Below are 23,153 nucleotides of genomic sequence, written 5' to 3'. Positions count from 1 at the left end.
CGGGCCGACGGCCGTCCGCCGGTCCGGCAACCCCCTGGCGCAAGGACCCGATTCACCCCGCCGCGGCTCTGGGAAGTACACGGTCCGGCCGCTACCCTCCGCGCATGATTCCCACGGTTGTCTGGGGTACCGGCAACGTCGGCCGCGCGGCGATCCGCGCCGTCGAGGCCCATCCGGCACTGACGCTCACCGCCGTTCTCGTCCACGATCCCGCCAAGACCGGCCGGGACGCGGGCGAGTTGGGCGGTCTCGGCCGCACGCTCGGCGTCGCGGCCACCGACGACATCGCCGCCGTCCTCGCCGCCCGGCCCCGCGCGGTGGTCTACGCAGCGTCCGGCGACATCCGCCCCGACGACGCCCTCGCCGACATCGGCCGGGCGATCCGGGCAGGGGCGGTGGTCGTCACCCCCTCCCTCTATCCCCTCTACGACCAGCGCAACGCCCCGCCGGAGCTGCGGGACCCGCTCCTGGCCGCCGTCGCGGAGGGCGGCGGCTCCCTCTTCGTCTCCGGGGTCGACCCCGGCTGGGGCAACGACGTGCTGCCGCTGCTGGTGAGCGGGCTGGGCACCGAGGTGGACGTCATCCGCTGCCAGGAGATCTTCGACTACTCCACGTACGAGCAGGAGGACTCCGTACGCCATCTGATCGGCATGGGCCACCCCCTGGACTACCAGCCGCTGATGCTGGCGGAGAGCGTCCCGACGATGGTGTGGGGCGGTCAGATACGGCTGATGGCGCGGGCGCTCGGCGTCGAGCTGGACGAGATCCGCGAGACGCTGGACCGCCGGGCGCTGGAGACGACGGTGACCACCCGCACGATGGGCACGTTCGCGGCGGGCACCCAGGGCGCGGTGCGGTTCGAGGTGCAGGGCGTCGTGGGCGGGGAGCCCCGCATCGTGATCGAGCACATCACCCGTATCCACCCCTCGTGCGCACCGGACTGGCCCTCGCCGCCCGACGGGGTGGGCGCGCACCGGGTGGTGATCGAGGGCCGCCCCCGTATCGAGGTGACGGTCGAGGCGTCCGACGAGGGCGAGAACCGGTCGGCGGGCGGGAACGCCACGGCGGTCGGGCGGCTCGTGTCGGCCGTCGACTGGCTGGTGGAGGCCGAACCGGGCCTGTACGACGCACTCGACGTCCCGCTGCGGCCCGCCGTCGGCAGGCTGGGAAGGAGCACGGCATGATTATCGACATCCCGGAGGGCAAGGAGCCCATCGGTTACGTGTGGGGGGAGCTGGTCCCCGGCATCGGCACGGCCGCCGCCGCGTTCTCGATGGCGGTGTACGAGCACACGACGCTGGGGCTGCGGGAGTTCGAGGCGGCCCGGCTGCGGATCGCGCAGATCAACGGGTGCCTGTTCTGCCTGGACTGGCGGACCGAGCGGGACGGGGAGAAGGTCGAGGAGGAGTTCGCCGGGGCGGTGACCGAGTGGCGTACGACGGACGCCTTCGACGCGCGGACCCGGCTGGCGGCGGAGTACGCGGAGCGGTACGCGCTGGACCACCACGGGCTCGACGACGCCTTCTGGAAGCGGATGACCGCGCACTACAGCCAGATGGAGATCGTGGAGCTGTCCATGAGCATCGGCTCGTGGCTGGCGTTCGGGCGGCTCAACCATGTGCTGGGGATCGACGCGGTGTGCGTGCTGCCCGGTCATTAGGGCCCCTGGGCGGAGTCCGGGGCCGCCGGGTTGGCACTCCCGGCCCCGGGCTCTCCGTACGCCTCTACAGATCAGTGGCGATGATGCGTTCGATGTTGCGTTCGGCGAGCGCGGTGATCGTCACGAACGGGTTGACGCTGCAGTTGCCGGGGATCAGCGCGCCGTCGATGACGTACAGGCCCGGATAGCCGTGCAGCCGACCGTAGTTGTCGGTGGCCTTGTCCAGGACCGCGCCGCCCAGCGGGTGGTAGGTCAGATGGTCGCCCCAGATCTTGTGGACGCCGAACAGGTCCGTGCGGTAGATCGTCCCCTCCTTCTTGTTGATCTTGTCGAAGATGGTCCTCGCGGCGTCGATGGACGGCTGCTTCCACGCCGTCTGCCAGTTGAGTTCGGCTCTGCCCGCCGCCGCGTTCCAGGTGAACTCGGCGCGGTGCGGGTTCTTGGTGATCGAGAGGTAGAACGAGGCCCAGGTCTCGATCCCGGTGGGCAGCGGGGCGACTTCGGCGAAGGCTCCGCCCGCGTCCCAGTTGTCGATGCCGCCGGTGGGGATGGAGGACTGCACCTTCCCCGTCGGGTCCCAGAGGTGGTTGGCCCGGCCGCACATGACGTTGCCGTTCTCGCCCCAGCCCTTGCCGACCTCGTTGTTGAGGAGGGGCAGCGCGCCGGTGGCCTTCAGTCCGACGAGCAGCTTGCTGGTGCCGACGCTGCCCGCCGCGAAGAAGACCTTGTCCGCCGTGACGGTCTTGGTGACGCTGGTCCGGCCGGTGGTGTCCAGCTGGTCGATGAGGACCGTGTAGCCGCCGCCGGACGCCGGGGAGACACGGGTGACCCGGTGCAGCGGGCTGATGGTGACCCGGCCGGTGGCCCTGATCCGGTCGATGTAGGTCTTCTGGAGCGACTTCTTGCCGTAGTTGTTGCCGTAGAGGATCTCGGCGTCCAGCGCGGACCTGGGGACCGTCCCGGCGGCCTCCTGCTTCATGTAGTCCCAGTCGTACACGGCGGGGACGAAGAGGAACGGGAAGCCGGAGCGCTGCGCGTGCTTCCGGCCGACCCGGGAGTACTGGTAGCAGTCGACGGTGTCGAACCACGCGGGGTCGATGGTGGTGACGCCGAGGCCCGCGTTGGCCCGCGGGTAGTAGGTGCTGTACATCTCCGCGGCGTTCACGGACGGGAGGATGGCGGCGAAGTTCTCCCGCCGGGGCGTGACGGCCATACCGCCGTTGACCAGCGAGCCGCCGCCGACGCCGCGCCCCTGGTAGACGGTGATCCCGGCGAACTCCTCGGCGTCCAGGATGCCGGTGTAGCGGTTGACATTCTTGTCCAGCGGGAAGCCGAGGAAGTTGCTGAGCGGCTGTTTGGTCCTGGTCCGCAGCCAGAAGGACCGGTCGTCGGGCCTGGTGGTGTTGGCGAAGATCTTGCCGTCCGCGCCGGGGGTGTCCCAGGCCATGCCCATCTCGACCATGTGGACGTCCGTGCCGGCCTGGGCGAGCCGGAGCGCCGCCACGGAGCCGCCGTATCCGGTGCCGATGACCAGCACCGGCACATGGGCGCCGGACCCGATCGGCGCGGCTGCCGCACGGACCGTCGCCCAGGCCGGGGCGGTGGGTCCGGCGAGTGCCGCGACCCCGAGAAGAGAACCTGTTCCTGTGATGAATCTTCGGCGGGAGACACCTTGGGGTGCACCATCCCGCAGGGTAGGGTTGTTCATGTGACATACCTCACTCTCGACAGAGTGAAACAGGTTCTACTGTCGATCGCGTGCTAAGTCACTAGAAACTTGGGGGTAACTTCCCGTCATGCCGGAGGGGCCCCGGACCGTGCGGTCCGGGGCCCCTCCGGGTGCTGCGCGGGTGGGCTCAGTAGGCGCCGAAGACGTTGTCGATCGAGCCGTACCGGTCGGCGGCGTAGTTGCACGCGGCGGTGATGTTGGCGACCGGGTCGTAGCTGTCGGTCGAGGTGCCGGGCACGTGGTACGCGCGGAACGTGGGGTCGATGACCTGGAGCAGCCCCTTGGACGGGGTGCCCTTGGCGGCGTTGGAGTCCCAGTTGTTGATGGCGTTCGGGTTGCCGGAGGACTCGCGGATGATGTTGCGGTGGATGCCCTCGTAGCTGCCGGGGATGCCGTGCTGGGCCATGACCGCGAGCGACTCCTTGATCCAGCCATCGAGGTCGTTCGTGTACGTGGTGGGCGCGGCGGCCGGAGCGGCCTTGGCGGCGGGGGCGGCGGTGCGCGCGGAGCGGTCGGCGCGCTCGGCCGAGGCGGCGCGGTCGGCGGTGGGGGCCGACTTGCCCGCCTTGCCTGCCTTGGCGTCTGACGGGGCGGCAGCCTTGGCGCCGACGGTCAGCGTGATACCCGGGTGAATCAGGTTCGGGTTCTCGCCGATGGCCTTCCGGTTGCCTTCGTACAGCTTCTTCCAGCCGCCGCTGACGGAATAGTCGCGGGCGATCTTGGAAAGCGTTTCACCGGCCACCACGGAATGCTTGGCGGATGCGGCCTTCGTCACGGAATTCGCCTGGGCGGTCACGGAGACCGGAGCCACCGCCTTTTCCGCGACAACGGCGTGGGCGGGCGCGGCGGAGGCGGTGGTGGCGCCGAGCACGGGGAGGGCCAGAACGGCTCCACCCGTGGTCACGGCGGCGATGCCGCGGCTCAGCGAGACGGACTTGGGACGGCGGTGCTTACCCTGTGCGGGCATGGGGAATTTCCTCTCCGGCGCCTACGAGGTGAGCTGTCGGGTTCAGACGGGAGATGTCTGGCCGCATGGCATGCGACTTCACCCCTAGCCGTTCCGGATACCGGACCGGCGGCTTACCTGGTTCCCCCGCTCCTGCCGTACGTGAGTGGGTTGCGGATTCCCGGACGGCGGCAGGATTCGGCGTTCCATCCGGATTGACCGTGACCGTAGGCGAAAAGAACCGGGCAGAACAAGCCCTGAATTCCGGATCACCTTTCTCCGGAAGATCGAAAAGGGGAATTCCCGGCCGGGGTCGTTCCGTCACGGTGTCAACTTTCTTCGCGCAGAAGGGAACCGAACCCTCCGCATCCCCGTCCGCACCCCCGGACGTGACGCTCACCACTTCGCACGGAGGTGGCCGAAAAGGGCGCGGTCAAAACCACCCAACCACCCCAATAGCCTTTTTATGGAATAGAGGGTGAAAAGGCTGAAATCACCCATACCACCCCATGGAAACGGACTTATCGGGCAGCCTCGCAGGCCGGGTCCAGGGAGCCTCGAGTCGAGGGCTTACCGTGGTGGGTGGAGATGAAGTAAGCCCACCCTTACCTCCGACGTACGCTGTAACCTGCCCGCGTCCGCCCGCCTTAAGGATCAACACGCCATGACACGCCCCGTCCGCGTCGCCATTGTCGGAGCCGGCCCCGCCGGTATCTACGCTGCGGACGCGCTGCTCAAATCCGAGGTCTGCCAGGACCCGGGGGTCTCCATCGACCTCTTCGAGCGCATGCCCGCGCCCTTCGGCCTGATCCGTTACGGCGTCGCCCCCGACCACCCCCGGATCAAGGGCATCGTCAAGGCGCTCCACCAGGTGCTGGACAAGCCGCAGATCCGCCTCTTCGGCAACGTCAGCTACCCGCACGACATCGGCCTGGACGACCTGCGGTCCTTCTACGACGCGGTGATCTTCTCCACCGGCGCGGAGGCGGACCGGGCGCTCGACATCCCGGGCATCGAGCTGGACGGCTCCTACGGCGCGGCCGAGTTCGTCTCCTGGTACGACGGCCACCCCGAGGTCCCGCGCACCTGGCCGCTCACCGCGGAGAAGGTCGCCGTCCTCGGCGTCGGCAACGTGGCGCTGGACGTGGCGCGCGTCCTGGCCAAGACGGCGGACGAGCTGCTGCCGACCGAGATCCCGGACAACGTGTACCAGGGCCTCAAGGCGAACAAGGCGCTGGAGGTGCATGTGTTCGGGCGGCGTGGCCCGGCGCAGGCCAAGTTCAGCCCGATGGAGCTGCGGGAGCTGGACCACTCCCCCAACATCGAGGTCATCGTCAACCCCGAGGACATCGAGTACGACGAGGGCTCGATCGCCACCCGGCGGGAGAACAAGCAGGCCAACATGGTCGCGCAGACCCTGGAGAACTGGGCGATCCGCGACATCGGCGACCGCCCGCACAAGCTCTTCCTGCACTTCTTCGAGTCCCCCGTCGAGATCCTCGGCGAGGACGGCAAGGTCGTCGCGCTGCGCACCGAGCGCACCGAGCTGGACGGCACCGGCAACGTCCGGGGCACGGGGAAGTTCACCGACTGGGACATGCAGAGCGTCTACCGGGCCGTCGGCTACTACTCGGAGGAGCTGCCCAAGCTCCCCTTCGACGTGGCCTCCGGCACCGTCCCGCACGAGGCGGGCCGGGTCATCGCCGGTGACGAGCACATGGCCTCGGTCTACGTCACGGGCTGGATCAAGCGCGGCCCGATCGGTCTGATCGGCCACACCAAGGGCGACGCCAACGAGACGGTCGCCTGCCTCCTGGAGGACCGCGCCGCCGGCCGTCTGCCCGAGCCCTCGACGCCCGCCCCGGAGGCCGTCGAAGCCTTCCTGGAGAGCCGCAACGTCCGGTACACGACCTGGGAGGGCTGGCACAAGCTGGACGCCCACGAGCAGGCGCTCGGTGCCGCGCAGGGCCGCGAGCGGATCAAGGTCGTGGAGCGCGAGGGCATGCTGGAGGCTTCCGGCGCCTTCGTCCCGGCGGAGCGGCCCGCCGAAGCCTGATCCACAGGGACCGAGGAGGTACGGGCCCGGGGCCCGTACCTCCGTCCCTCAGGTCCGTACCACCGGAACGGCCGTCCTCCAGGCCCGCCCGGGGCGGCTCGCCGTCCCTCAGGGCGGGCCCGGGGCGCTCTCTCCCTGCCGCCGGGGGCCCGGGCCGCGGAACGTCCGCCACAGGTCCGGCGGGGTGGTGGCGCGGGACGGCGTAGCGGGCTTCTCCGGCATGCGGGTCCAGCGGGCGGCGAGCAGCAGCGCGATGTCGTCGGGGCGGTCGGTGGCCTGCCTCGCCTCCTCGATCACCCGGTTCGCCAGCTCGGCCAGCGGGACCGAGCCGACCCCGGCGATGGTGGCGCGCAGCCGTTCGATGCCCTCGTCGATATCGGTCCCCGGCCGTTCGATCAGGCCGTCGGTGAACAGGGCGAGCGTGGCGCCCGGATCGAGCCGCAGCTCGGTGACCGGATAGGTCGCCTGCCCGTCGATGCCGAGCACGATGCCGCCGGGCAGGTCCAGCACCTCCGTCCGGCCGTCGGGGTGACGCAGCACCGGCTGCGGGTGGCCCGCGCGGACGGCACGGGCCCGGCCCGTCAGCGGGTCCAGGACGATGTAGCAGCAGCTGGCGAACTGCCCCGGGTCGAGATCGATGAGCAGCCGGTTGGTGCCGCTCACCACCTCCTGCGGATCGTGGTTGCTGAGGGCGAACGCCCGTACGGCACTGCGCAGTTGCCCCATGGTCGCGGCGGCGGCGACCCCGTGCCCCTGGACGTCGCCGATGACCAGGGCGAGTTCGTGGCCGGTCTCGATGACGTCGTACCAGTCGCCGCCCACCTCCATGTCCTGGGTGCCGGAGAGATAGCGCCCCAGGGTGTCGACCCCCTCGGCCTCCGGCAGCCGGTGCGGGAGCAGGGCGTCCTGGAGCCCCCGGGCGAGCGCCGACTCGCTGTCGTACCGCTGGGCACGTTGCAGGGCCTGGGCGATGAGACCGGCGAGCGCGGTCAGGACGGTGCGTTCCTCCGGGCTGAACCCGCGCGGCCGGTCGAAGCCGAGGATGCACGAGCCGACGGGCCGCCCCGAGGCGATCAGCGGCAGGAAGGCACGCGCGCCGACATCGGTCTCCATCGGGATGCCCGGGTAGGCGTCGGCCAGGCGCTGCATGGACTCGAAGAAGATCGGGCGGCCGGTGGTCAGGGTCTCCACACCGGGGATGGAGACGTCGAGCCCGACCCCGTCGAAACGGTCGAGGAAACCCTTGGGGAACCCGGTCTCCCAGGCGAGGTGGAGGTGACGCTCGCTCAGCAGGTAGATGGCGAGCTGGCGGCCGCCGAACGCGGGCAGCAGCTCCTCGGTGACCACGGCGGAGACCTGACGGGCCGTGACCGCTTCGGTGAGGGCGATGGCGAGGGCCACCGGGCGGTAGAGCGCGGAGGAGCGGTCGGCGGTGGAGCCGATGCCCAGACCGGGCGCGGTGACGGAGCCGGGGGCGTACGCAGGCTGTTCGGTGGCCTGGAACACCGCGCTCAGCCCGTCGTGGCCCGGGTACAGGGAGACCGAGAGCCAGAGCGAGGAGGCCCGCCGCGCCAGGAAGTGGACGGGTTCGTCGGAGATCAGGGCCGCCCGGTAGTGGTCCTCGTACGCCGGGTGCCCGAACCACGGCAGCACCTCCCACACGACATGGCCGACCAGCTCCGAGCGCGGGCGGCCCAGCAGCTCCTCCGCGAGCGCGTTGGCGTAGGTGATGCGCCCGATCCGGTCCAGGGAGACGATCCCCCGGGGCAGCCGGTCCGCCGCCTCCGCGACGACCGGGCCCGCGCCGAAGTCGACCACGAACCCGGTGAGCCGGCTCTCGGCGCTGTCGCCGTCCGGGTGCGTCCAGCGGCCCGAGAGCTCCAGCAGGTGGTAGCGGCCGTCGGGGCCGCGCAGCCGCATCCGGCGGACGACCGGGTCGGCGGACTCGACCGCCTGCCGGGCCAGCGCCCACAGCCCGTACACGTCCTCCGGTACGAGGCGTCCGGCGAGGGCGTCGACGGTGCCGGGGAACTCCTCGGGCGCGGTGCCGAAGATCGCGCAGAGGTCGTCGTCGGCGCTGAGGGCACCGGAGTACAGGTCCCAGTCGAAGCTGCCGACCCGCACCGGGGGCGCGGGGGCGGCGGGGAGCTGGACGGGGATCGGCTCGCCCTCCCAGACGACGGGGACGGACCGGGACTCCAGATCGGTGAGCGCTTCGCCGAGGCGGCGGCCGAGGCGGTGCAGCCGCTCCCCGTCGGCGGGGGCGACCTGCTCCCCCGGGGTGGCGGAGCGCAGGACGGCCAGCACGCCCATGCTGCCCCGGGGGCCGGTGACCGGGACCCAGAGCGAACCGAACGGGAACGGCAGCCCCGCCATGAGCTGAGGGAACCGCCGCATGGCCTCCTCCGCGTCGGCGAGGAGCACGGGCCGCCCGGTGCGGTACGCCTCGGAGACGGGGAACGGCCGGTTCACATGCATCCGCCACCAGGGGCGGAACAGCGGTCCCGGCAGCCCGGCGAGGACCGCGAGGCGCAGCAGTCCGGGTGTCCCGGAGCGGAGGTAGACGCCGCCCGCGTATCCCCCGGCGGACTCGACGGCGCTGACGACCCCCTGCGCGAGTACGAGGGACAGCTCGTCCGGTACTCCGCCGCCGTCGTCTCGCCCGGCCGCGGCCCCGCTTCCGGGGGACGGGGTGGGCCGGGTCGCATCGTGCCGGGTCACACAGTCAGGATGCTCCAGCCCGAGGGGGCAGGCACGTCGGCGGACCGGCCGGGGCCGCTCCGGCGGGCCCGTGGCCGGGGTTCCGGTGCGGCTGGGGGCGGTGGTGGCGGCCGTTCCCCTCGGGCCCTCCAGCGAGCGGGCCGGGGGAAACCGGTGCCTCGTCCGGCGGAAGCCGGTGGGGAGTCGACAGGAAGCCGGTGGCCTCGTGCGGCCCGGGCGGGACGCCGGTGGCCTCGTGCGGCCCGGGCGGGACGCCGTGCGGTGGCCGTCCGGGCGCGGCTGCGGCCATCCTGGTGACAGGCGGCCCGGACGGGTGGCCCGTGCGGCGGCCGACGCCCCTGGGGAGGTGCCGATGGACCCCGTCACCGCTCTGCGGCGGATCGCGTTCCTGCTGGAGCGCTCGCAGGCCGCCACCTACCGGGTGAAGGCGTTCCGGACGGCCGCCGGGATCGTGACCGCGATGGCCCCCGGGGAGGTCGCCGGGCGGGTGGCCGCGGGGACCCTGGAACAGGTCTCGGGGATCGGTCCCCGTACGGCCGGGGTGATCCGGGAGGCGTACGCGGGCGAGGTCCCCGGCTATCTGGAGCGGCTGGAGGAGGAGGCCGCGGCCTCACCGGCGCCCGAGGAGGGCCGGGAACTCCTGTCCCGGATACGGGGCGACTGCCATCTGCACTCCGACTGGTCGGACGGCGGCAGCCCGATCGAGGAGATGGGCCGGACGGCGGCCGGGCTGGGGCACGCGTGGGCGGTGCTCACCGACCATTCGCCCCGGCTGACGGTGGCGGGCGGCCTGTCGCCCGACCGGCTGCGGGAGCAGCTCGCGGTGGTGGCGCGGCTGAACGAGGAGTGGGCGCCGTTCCGTCTGCTGACCGGGATCGAGTGCGACATCCTGCCGGACGGTTCGCTGGACCAGGAGCCGGAGCTGCTGGAACGGCTGGACGTGGTGGTGGTCTCGGTCCATTCCAAGCTGCGGATGGACCCGGCCCCGATGACCCGCCGCCTGGAGGCGGCCGTACGCCATCCGCAGGCGAATGTGCTCGGCCACTGCACGGGCCGTCTGCTGTCGGGGCGCGGCAGGCCGGAGTCGCGGTTCGACGCGGACCGGGTCTTCGCCGCGTGTGCCGAGGCGGGGACGGCGGTGGAGATCAACTGCCGGCCCGAGCGGCTGGACCCGCCCCGTCGGCTGCTGCGCGGGGCCGTGGCGGCGGGCGCCCTCTTCGCGATCGACACCGACGCGCACGCTCCCGGCCAGCTCGACTGGCAGCGGTACGGCTGCGCGCGGGCCGAGGAGTGCGGCGTACCGGCGGACCGGGTGGTGACGACCTGGCCGGTGGAACGGGTACTGGAGTGGGCGGGGTGAGGCCCTCGCGCCCCGTACCCCTGGAGCGCCGCGTCCCGTACTCCTGAAGCACGGACGTGAGGAGCCCGGACGCGGAGCGCCCGCCCCGGAAGCGTTCCGGGGCGGGCGCGGGCAACCGCGTACCTACTTCTGGGGATAGACGTCTCCGGCGGCCATCCCGCTCTGCTGCTCGCTCCGGTCCCGGATCGTCCGGGACTTCTTCTCCAGCCGCTGCCGTTCCTCGGGGTCGGTCGCGCGTTCCGCCGCCTCGGCGAGCTGCTGGGCCTTCTCACGCATCTGCCGCGCCAGCTCGGCGGGTTCGTCCGAACCGTTCATCACCACTCCTCGGGCCGTAGGGGCCGCATCGGACCAAAGGGACACTGCCCCCAGCGAACCAGTGACCGGGGGCTTCCGCATCCCGCGTACCCCGCCGGGAAGGTTTCACGTCGTGGTCCGGCTCAGCCGCCGGACCATCCCGCGCAGCCGGGGGTGGCGCTCGTGGGCCTCGGACGAGCGCCGGTCCAGCTCCTCGCCGAGCCGCTTCGTGCGCTCGTCGATGTCGAGCTCGGCCAGCACCCGGTCGATCTCGGCGAGCAGGGCCCCGTGCAGCTGCCATTCGCGCGGGTGCTCCTGGACGTCCTCCAGGAGCAGGTCCGCCACCCGGTCGCGGGTCGCGCGGCTGCGGGCGAGCGCGTCGGCGAGCCGGTCCTCCGCCGCCTCGCCGTCGGCGGCGAGCGGGGTCGTGACCAGTTCGGCGAAGCTCTCGACGGCGTCGGCGAGCTGGCCGAAGAGTTCCTGGAGCAGGTCCGCCACATCGGCCGGGAAGAGCGTCTCCTCGGTACGGGCCTTCGCCAGGTCGGTGAGGGTGCGGGAGAGGACGCGCAGGACGACCGCGCAGATCTCCAGGGTGTCGAGTCCGGTGCGCAGGACGACCCGGTGGAGCAGCCCCTGTCTCACCCTCGGGTTGAGGGTGAGACTTTCCTCCGCCTGGCGGAGGGAGGCGTCGACCTCGACGATGTCGTGGTCGAGTCTGCGGGCCTCGTGGAGCCGGGCCGCCGCCCGGGGAACGGGGTTGTTCCCCACCACCTCCTCGCCCATGCTGCGCAGCATGGTGCCCATCCGGGTGGCCAGGGAGCCGATGGCGGTGCCCGCCGACCCGACCCAGACGGGCGGGGCGAAGACCAGGTTGAACAGCAGCCCCACCACCGCCCCGATGAGCGTCTCCCAAACCCGGTCCCAGGCGGTGTCGGCGACCTGGGCGACACCGAGCACGAGCATCGCGCTGATCGCCACCTCGGGCACGAACTCGTTGACCCGCACCAGCCGCCCGATCAGCAGCGAGGTGAAGATGGTCAGGCCGAGGCTCCACCAGCTGAGCCCCACCAGGGAGCTGAAGGCGATGGCGATGAGGACGCCGACGACGACGGAGTTCACCCGGCGGATGCCGGTGGTGAGGGTGGCGTAGAGCGTTACCTGTACGACCAGGAGCGCGGTGAGGGGCGCGGTCAGCGGAGCCGGTTCGGGCAGGGCCCAGACGGCCACGGAGTAGGCGATGACGGCGGCCGCGGTCGAGCGCAGCGTCTGTACCCCCGCGGGTTCGGTGGTGCGCTGCACGAGTTTGATGACGGGTGCCTTGATGACGGGCGCGGAAACTCCAGGCATTCCATGACGGTGCCCCGATTCCGCGCCGGACAGCGCTCCGCCGCCGGGGTGCCTCCGTACGGCCCTGTACGGGTGGCCGGACGGGGGCGGGTCCGGTACGGCGTGCACCGGAGCGCGGACCGGGGGACCCTGGGTTCATGGCTGTTCTGCTGAATCCCCCAGGAGAGACGCCCCCCGCCGAGGGCTCGATCGGCGACGCCCATGAGGAGCGCCCGGACGGAGGTGTCTGGGAGCACCCGGCCGTCTGGATCGGCCTGATCGTGCTCGGGGCGCTGCTGGTCGCCGGGTTCTTCGTGGCCCGGGTCTTCGGTCTGGCATGAGCGGGCGGCGGTCCCCCTCGGCGCGCCGGATCGCCGACGCGCTGGTGGAGAACTGCGGCCGGACGTACGCCGAGGAGGCGGGCATCCGGCTGAAGAACACCCCGCAGCCCCTCTACCAGCTGCTGGTGCTGAGCCTCCTGCTCTCCGCCCGTATCCGCGCCCCGGTCGCCGTGGCGGCGGCCCGGGCCCTGTACGGCCACGGCCTGCGCACCCCGCGCCGGATGGCGGACGCGACCTGGCAGCAGCGGGTGGACGCGCTGGGCGAGGGCCACTACCGGCGTTACGACGAGCGCACCGCCACCCAGCTCGGGGAGGGCGCGGAGCTCGTCCTCGACATCTGGCGGGGCGATCTGCGGCGGCTCCGAGAGGAGGCCGACGGCGACCGCGACCGGCTGATGGAAGGGCTGCGGCGCGTCCCGGGCATCGGTCCGGCCGGGGCCGACATCTTCGTACGCGAGGTGCAGTCCCTCTGGCCGGAGATCGGCCCCTGGACCGGGACGAAGGCGGTGCGGGGGGCCGAGCGGCTGGGCCTGCCCACCTCCCCCGGCAGGCCGGCCGAGGCGGGGCGCGGGCACGACGACGCGGTGTTCGCGGCGGCGCTCGTGCGGGCGGCGCTGGACCGGGACATCGTGGACGAGGTCATGGAAGCGGCACGGGCCCGCTGAGCCCCGGGAAACGCGGAGACGCCCGGACCGACCGTACGCGGAAATACCGGAGACAGCCGGAGACCGCACGCGTAAACGCCTACGCGGAAACGCCGGAGGCGCCCGGTCCGTGCGTGACGACGGTCCGGGCGCCTCCTCCCTCAGTCGGCGGAGGAATCCCGCAGGGCGCGGGCCCGCTCCTCCTCCCGGCGGGCCGCGTCCTGCTCCTGCCTTCCTTCGGCCTTCATCCGCTCGTCACCGAGGGCGATGCCGTCCGACTCCTTCTTCATGCCTTTCAGCAGCCGCGCCTTCGCGCGGGCCAGGTCGGTGCTCTTACCCACAGCTGCCTCCGTACCGCGAGGAGATTCACGCTTCTCCCTCTCCACTATGCCTACGCGTACCGCGGAACGCGGGGACCGGTGCGCGGGCGGCTACAGCACCGGGCCCTCGCCCTCGTCCTCCGGCCCGCCGGCCTCGACGCGCAGGGCGAGGTCCTGGAGGACATCGGCCGACGAGACGTCCGTCTGTCCGGAGTCGTGCACCTGCGCCAGCATCGTGAAGGCGAGCGTGAACGCGCTCACGAGCTGCTCGACCGCACCGCCGACCTCACGCCCGACCACGGTCACCACCTCCTCGACGGAGTAGTCGTCGGGGATGGCGATGTGGGGCATCGTCTCGTTCAGCAGGGCGGTGACGGCGCCCGCTCCCGCGTCCAGATCTTCCCGTTCGAGGTCCGCCTCCAGCAGGCGCTGCATTTCACGCGCCTCTGTGAGGATGCCGATGACGCGCTTCACGACTTCCCGTTGCTCCATGGCCGCGAGCATAGGGCGTACGGCCCGGTCGCCACGTGCGCCGGTGGCGCACTTCCGCACACCACCGGCGTGCTCCCCGGCGGCTCAGCGGGTGTCGCGTACCGCCACGATGCCGTTGAAGACCCCCACGTACGCCGTTCCGTCGGGGCCGATGGTGATGGGCGCCCAGTTGTTGTCGTACGCGGGTCCGGTGCCGGTCAGCTTGCGCCAGCGGCGTTCACCGGTACGGAAGTCGACGGCGGTGAGGTACCAGGCGTCGATGCCGAGGACGTTGGGCTCCTTTTCGTAGAAGTAGAGCAGCCCGTTGGCGGTGGAGAGCTTGGGCACGGTGGAGGGCGAGCGGACGGCGCTCTCCCACACGGTGTCGCAGCCGCTGCCGTCGGGCCGTACGTCGATACGGGTGACGCCGCCGACGACGCTGCGGCCGAGGAGCAGGGAGGTGGGGTTCTCGTAGCCGTAGTTGTTCTCGACGACGAGGCTGTTGCCCCAGCTGATCAGGGAGTTGTCGGTGGTCGACTGCCCGGAGTGGAAGACCGGGACCGAGCAGACCAGTCGGCGCCCGTCGGGGACGTCGGTGCCCCGGCGGTAGACGAGGACGTTCATCCGGTCGTCCGCGTTGTCGGTGATCGCCACGTACTGCTCATCGGTGCCGAAGAGGTCCGGGGTGGTGCCCGAGCCCTGGTTGACCGAGCCGGGCTTGGTGCCGGTGCCCCGGTCGTAGGTCTGGCGCCACTGGATGCGCGGGGTGCCGTCGGGGTCGGCCGTGAAGCCGTACAGGGCGTGGTCGGAGACGATGGAGACGCCGTCCCGGGCCACGGAGAAGGAGTTCTGGATCTCCTCACCGGCCAGCCGAACCGAGCGGATGACGGAGGTCTCCGGGTCGACCGTGCCGACCCGGCCGAGCCGGGTGACCCACCAGATCCGGCCCTCCCAGTCGGGCATGACGGAGGTGACGGGGTCGCAGGTGCCGCTGGGGAAGAGGTTGGTCCAGCTCACGCAGTCGTGCGGGACGTGCCCGGTGAGGTCCCAGTCGTCCTCGACGGCGAACTCCCACCGGCCGTCCGGATTCTGCCGGTGGCCGATGCGCAGGACGTGCTGGCGGGAGTCGGCGAGGACGACGCGGTCCTGGTCGTCCAGGTAGAAGTAGGCGCCGCCCGAGGTGTCCTTGAAGATCTTCGAGAAGTCGAGGCGGGTGATCGCCTCGACGGTGGAGGAGCGCTGCGGCAGCTTGTACTCGGCGAGCGTGTCGAGCGTGCGCGGGTCGAGGAGCTTGAGCAGGAAGCCGGTGAAGGTGCCGCAGACGGTGAGCAGCCGCCCGGCCGTGTCGAAGGTGGCGGTGGCGCACTCGCCGCCGATCGGGGCGATCTTCTCGCTGACCACCTCGGGGCTCCGGCCGAGCGGCCCGGGGTAGGGGTGGGTGCCGCTGCCCGCCGCGTCCGCGTGCATGCCGCTGCGGCCGTTGGGCGCGAGGTACGGGTGTTGCGGGGGCGCCTGCCCGGGCACCGGAGACGCGGTGGCGGGCGCGCCCTGGTAGCCGGGGACCAGGCGGTGGCCGGGAGCCTTGGGGATCTCCTGTGCCGCCGCCGGGGTCACGGGCCCCAGAAGGGTGACGGAGGCGACGGCGAGCGTCAGGGCCAGGACGCGGGTGAGCGCACGGCGGTACGGCGGGGGCATCGGGCTCCTTGATTACGGACGGGGGTCGCGCCGCCGCCCGACGTTAGGGCGCACCCCTTGAAGTGTCCATGGAAAGCGGGAGGGTTCGCACGGACGCCACAGGGTTCGCACGGACGACATGCCGCCGCAACACCGCGCCACGCACGGCAACGGCCCGCAAGACGACCACCCCCGCCCTACCCGCGCGGCGGGGGCTTCTGGTGCGAGCGGTTCTCCACCATCGCCCGCCGGATGCGGGCCGCCGCCGCGCGGGCGTGCTCCGGGGTCGCGGTGTGGTCGGCGACCGAGGTGACGAAGCGGTGCAGGGGCTGCCGGCAGCGGGTGCAGGGGGTGTCCGTGGTGGTGAGGTAGCCGTCCTCGCAGTCCGGGTCGGCGCAGGAGCCGGGCATCAGCAGCTGTTCGGCGATGTCCTGGGCGCTCCAGCGGCGGCGGCCGTCCTCGTCCCGCTCGTTGAGGGCGTGGGACCAGCGCAGGTGCCAGCGGCGTTCGATGCGCTCGCGCAGGAGTCCGGCGGTGCGCTTGCGGGCGAGCTCCTGGTGGATCAGGTCGTGGACGGTGCTCGGGACCCGGCCGCCGAGCGCCTGGAGGAGCTGGTGCGGCAGCGCCTGGAGGACATAGCCGCGCGGGTTGCCCTTGGCGTTCTCCCGCCAGCGGTCGCAGCCGCAGGACCCGTCGGGCCGCTTGGGGAGGTGGCACCGGTCACAGAGGCCGCGGCACTCGGCGCACAGCCCGCCGTCGAGCCCGTCCAGATGGGGCGCGGGCGCCCGGCCGCACTCCCGGCAGCAGGCGGCGCACGGACCGCAGAGCCGTTCGTTGCCCGCCTTGGTGGTCCAGGTCCGCATCTGGCACCGGCAGCAGAGGCCGGTGTTGCAGTACTCGTGGTGGGCGGCGCCCGAGTGCCGGCCGGGGGGCGGAAAAGACATCTGCCCATTGTGCTCGATCGCCGGGCGCCGCGCGGACCCTCCGGCCGGGGCCGTCCGGCGGGCGGGGTCAGGGGTTCAGGCTGCTGACCAGGTTGGCGGTGGCGCCGATGCCGTCATGGATGGTCGGCGCCATGCTCGTACTGGCCAGCAGGAAGCCGAGCAGCGCGCAGACGATCGCGTGCGAGAGCTTCAGCCCGCCGTTGCGGAGGAAGATCACCGCCAGGACCGTCAGAAGCAGCACCAGTGAGATCGAAATGGCCATGGCCAACCTCCTCCGCCGCGCCGGATTTGCGGCATTCGGCCGCCAGTGTGGCGCAGCGGGGCGGCCGTTCGGCGCACTGGCGTGTCCGCCGAACGGGTACTCCCCCGCCGTGCGGAGTTACGGGGCCGTGGCGGCCCGGTCGCGGAGGAAGCGTTCGAGCCCGGCCAGGTCGTCGGTGTTGAGGTGGTCGGCCCCGGCGGCCAGCAGCTCGTTCCAGACCGCCTCGCGCTCGGGTCCGGGCAGGTCGGGGGTGGCCCAGAAACGGATGCGGCGGCCTTCGCGGTGGGCGGCGGCGACGAGGGAGCGCAGCCGGTCGCGTTCGGCGCGGGGGAAGGGGCCCGCACCGCGCCAGCCGAAGGTCTGGGTCCAGTTCGCGCTGATCAGCGGGGTGAACGAGGCGGGCCACGCGGTGCCCAGGTCGCCGAGGCGGCCGTCGTAGAAGGCGAGGCGGGTGCGCTGGGCCTCCATCGGCGCCCGGGCGGCGCGGTCGCCCGAGATGACGGCGGTGACCGCTCCGGGGCGGACCCGGCCGTGGTGGTAGCGGGTGAGCAGGGAGCGGTGGCGGACGAGCTGCCGGTCGAGTTCGCGGTAGGCGGCGACGCCGTCGGCCTTGATGTCGATGAGCAGCTGGAGGGGGACGCGGTGGTGCGGGTACACGCTGCCGTGGCCCGCCCGGACCAGGGCGCGTAACGGGTCGAGGTAGAGGGCGGCGAGGGTGCGGGCCGGGTCGAGCCCGGCGGGCTCGTGGGCGACGAGCAGTTCGCCGTCGACGAGGAAGATGTCCGCCTCGACGCTGGTGAACCCGTGCGCGAGGGCGTCGTGCAGGGGACGCGGGTGCAGGTAGTCGTTGTGCGCGTGGGCGTGGCGCAGCGGGCGGGGCGCCCACGAGGTGGTGGTCGGGGAGGCTGCGGACGCGACGGCGGGGGCGGCGATCACCGCGGCGGCGGTGGCGAGCGTGACAGTGAGGGCCCGGCGGCGGGTCGGGGCCGAAGGGACGGACGGGGCGGGCGGAGCGGGCGGGGCGGCCATGGAGTCTCCCTGGGCAGTCGTCCGGGCCGGGGGCCCGGGTTGGGCCGGACGCGGACGAGTATGGAGCCGGACGCCGAAATATGGTCAGGTACCTGCCAACTGTTGGCGTGATGGACTCCGTCCCGTCATCCACCGTCCTCCCGGCCGCCGTCACCCCACCGGGACGCGCTCCGCGCTCTGCTCGCCCCAGCGGACCGTCCGGTCGCACCAGCGTTCCAGGAGCACCCGGTCGTGGCCGACGGCCAGCAGGGCCGCCCCGGACTCGGCCCGGTAGCGCTCGACCACGGCGACCAGGGCGGCGGTCGTCGAGGCGTCGAGCATCGCGGTCATCTCGTCGCAGATCAGCAGCCCCGGCCGCAGCACGAGGGCGCGCGCCAGGCAGGCCCGCTGGAGCTGCCCGTCGCTCACCGCGTGCGGGCGGCGCTCCAGCAGCTCGGCGGAGAGGCCGACCAGCGGGGCCAGTTCCGCCACCCGCGCCGGGACCTCGGCGCGGCGTCCGGTGGACCGGAGCGGCTGGGCGATCAGTTCGCGCAGGCTGAGGCGGGGGTCGGCGGAGAGCCGGGGCTGCTGGAAGACGACGCCCACGGAGGTGCGCTGCTCGCGCGGGGCGCGGTGCCGCCAGCCGCGTACGACCGTGCCGTCCAGGGTCATGGTTCCGGCGTCCGGGCGGTGCAGGAGGGCGGCGACCCTGGCCAGGGTGGACTTGCCGCAGCCGCTGGGGCCCAGGAGCCCCACCGCCTCGCCGTGGCCGACGCTCAGGGAGACCTCGCGGACGACCGGGGCGCGGCGGTCGTACCCGGCGGTGATCCGGTTCAGCTCAAGCATCGGCGGCCTCCTTCGTGAGGGAGTGGGTGCGGCCCGTCGGCCCGTGGTGGCAGGCGAGTCCGCCGTCGAAGGCGGGGCGTTCGGCGGTGCAGAGCTCGTCGGCGCGGGCGCAGCGGGCGGCGAAGGCGCAGCCGTCGGGGAGCGCGCCCAGCTCGGGCGGCATCCCGGGGATCGGGGCGAAGTCCCGTTCGGGCAGGGCGTCGAGCAGGCCCCTGGCGTACGGGTGGCGGGGCCCGGGGGCGCCGAAGAAGGGGCCCGCGTCGGCGATCTCCACGATCCGGCCCGCGTACATCACGGCGACCCGGTCGGCGATCCGCTCGGCCGCCGCCAGGTCGTGGGTGATGATCAGCAGCGCCCGGCCGCCGTCGGTGTGGCGGCGCAGTTCGTCGACGGTCCGCTCCACCAGGTCCCGGTCGAGTCCGGTGGTCGGCTCGTCCGCGAGCAGCAGCGGGGCGTCGCCGATCAGGGCGAGCGCGGTGGCGGCGCGCTGGGCGAGGCCGCCGGAGAGCTGGTGCGGGTGGCGGTCCAGGTGGTCGGCGGGGAACGAGGCCCGGGCGGCGGCCTTCTCCGCCGCCTCCCGGACGGCCGCGGACCCGCGCACCCCGGTCAGCTCGCGGAGGGTCTCCTCCAGCTGGGCGCGGACGGTGCGCACGGGGGTGAGGTGGGCGGCGGGGCTCTGCGGTACGAGGCCGATGCGCCGTCCCCGTACCGTACGGGCCAGCGTCCGCTCCCCCGCCGTCAGCAGGTCCGTGTCCCCGCCGAGCAGCGCGCTGCCGGTGGTCTGCGCGTTGGCGGGGAGCAGGCCGAGCAGGGCGGAGGCGAGCACCGACTTGCCGCAGCCGCTCTCCCCGACCAGGGCGAGGCACTCCCCCGGCGCGACGGAGAAGCGGGCGTCGGTGACCGCCGCGATGTCCCGGCCGCCGCGCATCCGGAAGCGTACGGAGAGGTCGCGGACATCGAGGACAGCGGCGTTCGCGGCGCGGTCGGCGGTCACAGCATCAGCTCCGATTTCCGGCGCGGGTTGATCCGGTCGCGCCAGGCGCCCGCGAGCCCCGCCAGGGCGAGGGTCGGGATGATCAGGAAGAGGCCGGGGAAGAGCGTCGGCCACCAGTCCCCCGCGAGCAGCGAACCGCGCGCGGACTGGACGAGGTTGCCGAGGCTCGCCTGGTGGGTGGGGAGTCCGAGCCCGAGGAAGGAGAGCGCGGACTCGTGCCACATGGCGTGCGGGACCATGAGGACCGCCGCGAGCCCGGCCTGCGGCAGCACACCGGGGAGCAGATGGCGCACGATGACCCGGCTCCGGGACGCGCCGCCGGAGACGGCCGCGTCGATGAAGGGGCGCGAGCGCAGCGAGAGCACTTCGGAGCGGACGATCCGGGCGGTGGAGATCCAGTGGGTGAGCGCCACCGAGATGACGACCGGCCAGACACCGGGCCGGAACATCGCGACGATGAAGATGCCGAGCAGCAGGTGCGGGATGGAGGACAGGGTGTCGACGACCCGCATCACGATCCGGTCCGGCCAGCCGCCGAACGCCCCGGCGAGCGCGCCGATCGCGGTGCCGATGACGGTGGCGGTGAGGGCCGCGACCAGTCCGACGAGCAGCGAGACGCGGAGCCCGTAGACACAGCGCAGCAGCAGGTCGCGGCCGACGTCGTCGGTGCCGAAGGGGTGGGCCCAGGACGGCGGGTGGAGCTTGTTGGAGAGGTCGACGGCCTGCTGGTCGAGCTGGGCGAGCGGCGGCACGATGAGCACGGCGAGCGCCACGGCGACGACGACGGTCACGGAGGTGACCACCCGGACACGGCGGGTGGTGCGGCCCGGCAGCGGGGCGAGTGCGGTGTCAGCCATCGAAGGCCACCCGGGGGTCGGCGAGCCCGTAGAGCAGGTCGGAGAGGAGGTTGCCCAGCAGGACGGCGGCGGTGGCGAGCACCGTGAGCGCGGCGAGCAGGGAGAAGTCGACCGAGGTGGCGGCCTGCACGGTGGCGGCGGCGATGCCGGGCCAGCTGAAGACCGTCTCGATGAGGAGCGCCCCGGTGATGAGCTCGGGGACGCGGGAGCCGATCAGGGTGAGCATGGGGAGCATTCCGGAGCGCAGGCCGTGGCCGAGGAGCACCGTGCGCTCGCTCAGCCCGCGGGCGCGCGCCCCGCGCACGGGGTCTTCCGCGAGGGCGTCCATGACCCCTTGGCGTACGTAGAGGAAGAACCACGGCAGCTGGGAGATCCCGAGGACCGCCGCGGGCAGCACCAGGTGGGAGGCGACCTGGCCGAAGGTGATGGTCTCGCTGCCTGCGTCGGTGAGCCCGCCGGCCGGGAGGAGGTCCAGCTTCAGGGCGAAGAGCCAGATCGCGAGGAGGCCGAGCCAGAAGGCGGGGGCGGCTTCCAGGGTGTACGCGGCGGAGCTGACGCCCCGGTCGAGCCAGCCGCCGGGCCTGCGGGCGGCGAGGACGCCGAGCGCGGTGCCGAGCAGGATCGCGATGACGAAGGCGGAGGCGGCGAGCAGGACGGACCAGCCCATGCGTTCGGCGATCACGTCGGCGACCGGCTGGCGCATCACGGTGGAGTCGCCGAAGTCGCCCTGGAGGGCCGAGGTCAGCCAGTTCCACCAGCGGGTGGGCAGCGGCTGGTCGACGCCGAGGTTGGCCCGGAGCTGGTCCAGGTTCTCCTGGGACGCGGTGAGACCGGCGGTCCCCGCGTACGCCTTGACGGGGTCGAAGGGGGACGCGGCGGCGACGGCGAAGACGCCGAAGGTGACGGTGAGGAGGACCGGGACGGCGAACAGGGCCCGCCGTCCCGTCATCCGTGCCATCGGCCCCCAGGGGAGGCGGGACTTCACTTCTTCGCGTCCCCGGTGTCCTTGGTGGACCACTTCTCGACGTTCCACCAGGGGCCGGAGGCCAGCCCGTGGTCGTGCGGCTCGATCTGGGTGGTGAGGGGGCCGAAGCGGTCCTCGACGACGTAGATGTGGTCGATGTGGGTGAGGAAGGTGTAGCCGGGGTTCTTCACCAGCTCGCGCTGGACGGTGTCGTACGCCTTCTTGCGCTCGGCCTTCGTCCCGCTCCTGCGGCCCGCCTCGATCGCCTCGTCGACGGCCTTGTTGTCGTACCAGGCCATGTTGTTGAAGCCGTCGCCCGCGAGGGAGGACTTCAGCAGGGTGTACTGGTCGAAGTCGGGGTCGGCCGGGGAGCCGCCGCCCGCGAGCACGGCGTCGTGCTTCATCCGGGGCTCGATGACCTCCCAGGTACCGGCCTCGACGGTGATGTCGATGCCCGCCTTCTTGGCGTCGGAGGCGTAGGCGAGGGCGTGCTCCTGGCGCAGCTTGTCGCCGGTGACGTACCAGAGCGGGAACGCGGCGCGCACCCCGTCCTTGGTGCGGATGCCGTCCTTGCCCGGGGTCCAGCCGGCCTCGTCCAGGATCTTCTTCGCGGCGGCGAGGTCGTGGGTGCGCTCGGTGCCCTTGGTGAACCACTCGCTGTCGGTGGGGACCGGCCCGTAGGCGGGCTTGCCGCTGCCGTTGAGGATCGCGTCGACCATGGTCTGGCGGTCGACGGCCACATCCAGGGCGCGGCGCACGGCGGTGTCCCCGGCGACCTTGTTGTTGGTGGGGAGCGTCACCGTGCGGTAGTCGTAGCTGTTGGCCGCGTAGGTCTTCTTGTTCTTGTCGTTCGCGAAGCCCTTGGCCAGGTTGGGCGGCAGGATCGCGCCGTCCAGGTCGCCGGAGCGCAGCCGGGTGGCGCGCACGTCGTCGTCCTTGATGACCGCCATGGTGAACTTCTTCACCTCGGGCTCGCCGCCCCAGTACCGGGGGTTGGCGGTGAAGCTGAGCTTCTCGCCCTTGGACCAGTTGGTGAGAACGTACGGTCCGGTGCCGACGGGCTTGGTGGTGAAGGCGCCGGTGTTGACGTCCTGCTTGCCCGCGATGTGTTCGGGGGCGATGGGCAGGACGGTGCGCTGGGCGAAGGGCGCGTAGGGGTACTTGAGCGTGAAGACGACGGTGTCCTCGCCCTGGGCCGTGACGTCCTTGACGGCGTCCAGCTCGTTGCGGGAGGGGTTGTTGGTCTTCTCGTCCAGGATGGTGCGGTAGGTGAAGACGACGTCCTTGGCGCCGAACGCCTTGCCGTCGCTGAACTTCACGCCCTGGCGCAGCCGGTACGTGTACGTCAGGCCGTCGGCGCTGACGTCGGGGAGGGCGGAGGCCAGGGCGGGCTGGAGCTTCAGCTCCTCGTCCAGGGCGAGCAGTCCGTCGAAGATCTTGGAGTTGCCGTCCTTGCCGTAGCCGAGCAGGGGGCTCAGGCTGTCGGGCTCGTAGGCGATGCCCACGACGGCCGAGGTGGAACCGGCGCCGGAGCCGCCGCCCTTGGAGCTGTCCGGGTTGGAGCAGGCTGCGGCGGTCAGGGACAGTGCGGTCACCAGCGCGGCGGCGGCCGCCCCCCGTATCGATCGGGCCGTCATACTCTGCACATCCCTGTTCAAGATCGACTGTTATTGCGAACAACATGCAATTAAACAGCACGTAAAAGGCCCTGGTACACCCCGTCTCACCGGTCGAGG

General features: G+C 72.3%; 22 protein-coding genes. 6 read left to right on the top strand and 16 right to left on the bottom strand.

Annotation, left to right across the window (positions count from 1 at the left end; translation table 11 throughout):
• The first annotated feature begins 104 nt into the window (after positions 1–104).
• Both B7C62_34345 and B7C62_34340 read left to right on the top strand, forming a co-directional pair.
• Complete coding sequence (locus tag B7C62_34345) at positions 105–1,184, top strand: dihydrodipicolinate reductase (protein ARF76803.1); 1,080 nt, start codon at positions 105–107, stop codon at positions 1,182–1,184.
• Complete coding sequence (locus B7C62_34340) at positions 1,181–1,660, top strand: carboxymuconolactone decarboxylase (GenBank protein ARF76802.1); 480 nt, start codon at positions 1,181–1,183, stop codon at positions 1,658–1,660. Before B7C62_34345 ends, B7C62_34340 begins: the two co-directional genes overlap by 4 nt.
• 64 nt (positions 1,661–1,724) lie before the next feature.
• Here the strand turns inward: B7C62_34340 and B7C62_34335 are convergent, their stop codons facing one another.
• Both B7C62_34335 and B7C62_34330 read right to left on the bottom strand, forming a co-directional pair.
• Positions 1,725–3,203, bottom strand: a complete 1,479-nt coding sequence (locus B7C62_34335; protein ARF76801.1) for a cholesterol oxidase — start codon at positions 3,201–3,203, stop codon at positions 1,725–1,727.
• Between the two features lie 313 nt (positions 3,204–3,516).
• Entirely contained in the window at positions 3,517–4,356 is an 840-nt protein-coding gene (locus B7C62_34330; GenBank protein ARF76800.1) for a peptidoglycan-binding protein, read from the bottom strand.
• 643 nt (positions 4,357–4,999) lie between these two features.
• Between B7C62_34330 and B7C62_34325 the strand changes: the two genes are divergently transcribed.
• Positions 5,000–6,391, top strand: coding sequence for a pyridine nucleotide-disulfide oxidoreductase (locus tag B7C62_34325; GenBank protein ID ARF76799.1), 1,392 nt, complete (start codon positions 5,000–5,002; stop codon positions 6,389–6,391).
• A 108-nt stretch (positions 6,392–6,499) separates the two neighbouring features.
• On the opposite strand, the gene B7C62_34320 is transcribed toward B7C62_34325, so the two are convergent.
• Positions 6,500–9,112, bottom strand: coding sequence for a diguanylate cyclase (locus B7C62_34320; protein ID ARF77513.1), 2,613 nt, complete (start codon positions 9,110–9,112; stop codon positions 6,500–6,502).
• Between the two features lie 352 nt (positions 9,113–9,464).
• Here B7C62_34320 and B7C62_34315 point away from each other — a divergent pair, with 352 nt between their 5' ends.
• On the top strand, positions 9,465–10,472 hold the full coding sequence (locus B7C62_34315; GenBank protein ID ARF76798.1) for a histidinol phosphatase: 1,008 nt from the start codon (positions 9,465–9,467) through the stop codon (positions 10,470–10,472).
• A gap of 123 nt (positions 10,473–10,595) precedes the next feature.
• Here B7C62_34315 and B7C62_34310 read toward each other — a convergent pair whose 3' ends face one another.
• Positions 10,596–10,787: a small hydrophilic protein gene (locus B7C62_34310; GenBank protein ARF76797.1), complete on the bottom strand. Its 192-nt coding sequence runs from the start codon at positions 10,785–10,787 to the stop codon at positions 10,596–10,598.
• Positions 10,788–10,892: 105 nt separating this feature from the next.
• Positions 10,893–12,113 (bottom strand): hypothetical protein, encoded by a 1,221-nt coding sequence (locus B7C62_34305; GenBank protein ARF76796.1) that lies wholly within the window; start codon positions 12,111–12,113, stop codon positions 10,893–10,895.
• Between the two features lie 137 nt (positions 12,114–12,250).
• On the opposite strand from B7C62_34305, the gene B7C62_34300 reads away from it, so the two are divergent.
• Both B7C62_34300 and B7C62_34295 read left to right on the top strand, forming a co-directional pair.
• The gene (locus B7C62_34300) at positions 12,251–12,433 is read left to right on the top strand and encodes a hypothetical protein (protein ARF76795.1); all 183 of its coding nucleotides are present in this window, start codon (positions 12,251–12,253) and stop codon (positions 12,431–12,433) included.
• Complete coding sequence (locus B7C62_34295; protein ID ARF76794.1) at positions 12,430–13,098, top strand: endonuclease; 669 nt, start codon at positions 12,430–12,432, stop codon at positions 13,096–13,098. The genes B7C62_34300 and B7C62_34295 overlap by 4 nt, the downstream gene beginning before the upstream one ends.
• 140 nt (positions 13,099–13,238) lie before the next feature.
• Here the strand turns inward: B7C62_34295 and B7C62_34290 are convergent, their stop codons facing one another.
• The 11 genes from B7C62_34290 to B7C62_34240 form a co-directional block, all read right to left on the bottom strand.
• Positions 13,239–13,418: a hypothetical protein gene (locus tag B7C62_34290; protein ID ARF76793.1), complete on the bottom strand. Its 180-nt coding sequence runs from the start codon at positions 13,416–13,418 to the stop codon at positions 13,239–13,241.
• A gap of 90 nt (positions 13,419–13,508) precedes the next feature.
• Positions 13,509–13,901: a hypothetical protein gene (locus B7C62_34285; GenBank protein ARF76792.1), complete on the bottom strand. Its 393-nt coding sequence runs from the start codon at positions 13,899–13,901 to the stop codon at positions 13,509–13,511.
• Between the two features lie 72 nt (positions 13,902–13,973).
• Positions 13,974–15,563 carry a hypothetical protein gene (locus B7C62_34280; protein ID ARF76791.1) on the bottom strand — a complete coding sequence of 530 codons (1,590 nt, stop codon included), beginning with the start codon at positions 15,561–15,563 and terminating at the stop codon, positions 13,974–13,976.
• Between the two features lie 176 nt (positions 15,564–15,739).
• Positions 15,740–16,486: a hypothetical protein gene (locus tag B7C62_34275; GenBank protein ARF76790.1), complete on the bottom strand. Its 747-nt coding sequence runs from the start codon at positions 16,484–16,486 to the stop codon at positions 15,740–15,742.
• A 67-nt stretch (positions 16,487–16,553) separates the two neighbouring features.
• Entirely contained in the window at positions 16,554–16,748 is a 195-nt protein-coding gene (locus tag B7C62_34270; GenBank protein ID ARF76789.1) for a hypothetical protein, read from the bottom strand.
• 117 nt (positions 16,749–16,865) lie between these two features.
• On the bottom strand, positions 16,866–17,777 hold the full coding sequence (locus tag B7C62_34265; protein ARF76788.1) for a hypothetical protein: 912 nt from the start codon (positions 17,775–17,777) through the stop codon (positions 16,866–16,868).
• Positions 17,778–17,927: 150 nt separating this feature from the next.
• Entirely contained in the window at positions 17,928–18,602 is a 675-nt protein-coding gene (locus B7C62_34260; GenBank protein ID ARF76787.1) for an ABC transporter ATP-binding protein, read from the bottom strand.
• Positions 18,595–19,596 carry an ABC transporter ATP-binding protein gene (locus tag B7C62_34255; GenBank protein ARF76786.1) on the bottom strand — a complete coding sequence of 334 codons (1,002 nt, stop codon included), beginning with the start codon at positions 19,594–19,596 and terminating at the stop codon, positions 18,595–18,597. Before B7C62_34255 ends, B7C62_34260 begins: the two co-directional genes overlap by 8 nt.
• The gene (locus B7C62_34250) at positions 19,593–20,453 is read right to left on the bottom strand and encodes an ABC transporter permease (GenBank protein ARF76785.1); all 861 of its coding nucleotides are present in this window, start codon (positions 20,451–20,453) and stop codon (positions 19,593–19,595) included. The genes B7C62_34255 and B7C62_34250 overlap by 4 nt, the downstream gene beginning before the upstream one ends.
• Entirely contained in the window at positions 20,446–21,411 is a 966-nt protein-coding gene (locus B7C62_34245) for an ABC transporter permease (GenBank protein ARF77512.1), read from the bottom strand. The genes B7C62_34250 and B7C62_34245 overlap by 8 nt, the downstream gene beginning before the upstream one ends.
• A 23-nt stretch (positions 21,412–21,434) precedes the next feature.
• The gene (locus tag B7C62_34240; protein ARF76784.1) at positions 21,435–23,054 is read right to left on the bottom strand and encodes a hypothetical protein; all 1,620 of its coding nucleotides are present in this window, start codon (positions 23,052–23,054) and stop codon (positions 21,435–21,437) included.
• Positions 23,055–23,153 lie beyond the last annotated feature (99 nt).

The organism is Kitasatospora albolonga, assembly GCA_002082585.1.
GTDB lineage: Bacteria > Actinomycetota > Actinomycetes > Streptomycetales > Streptomycetaceae > Streptomyces > Streptomyces stephensoniae.
Note: the sequence above shows the minus strand (reverse complement) of the source record. Positions and strands in the feature narration are given on the sequence as shown.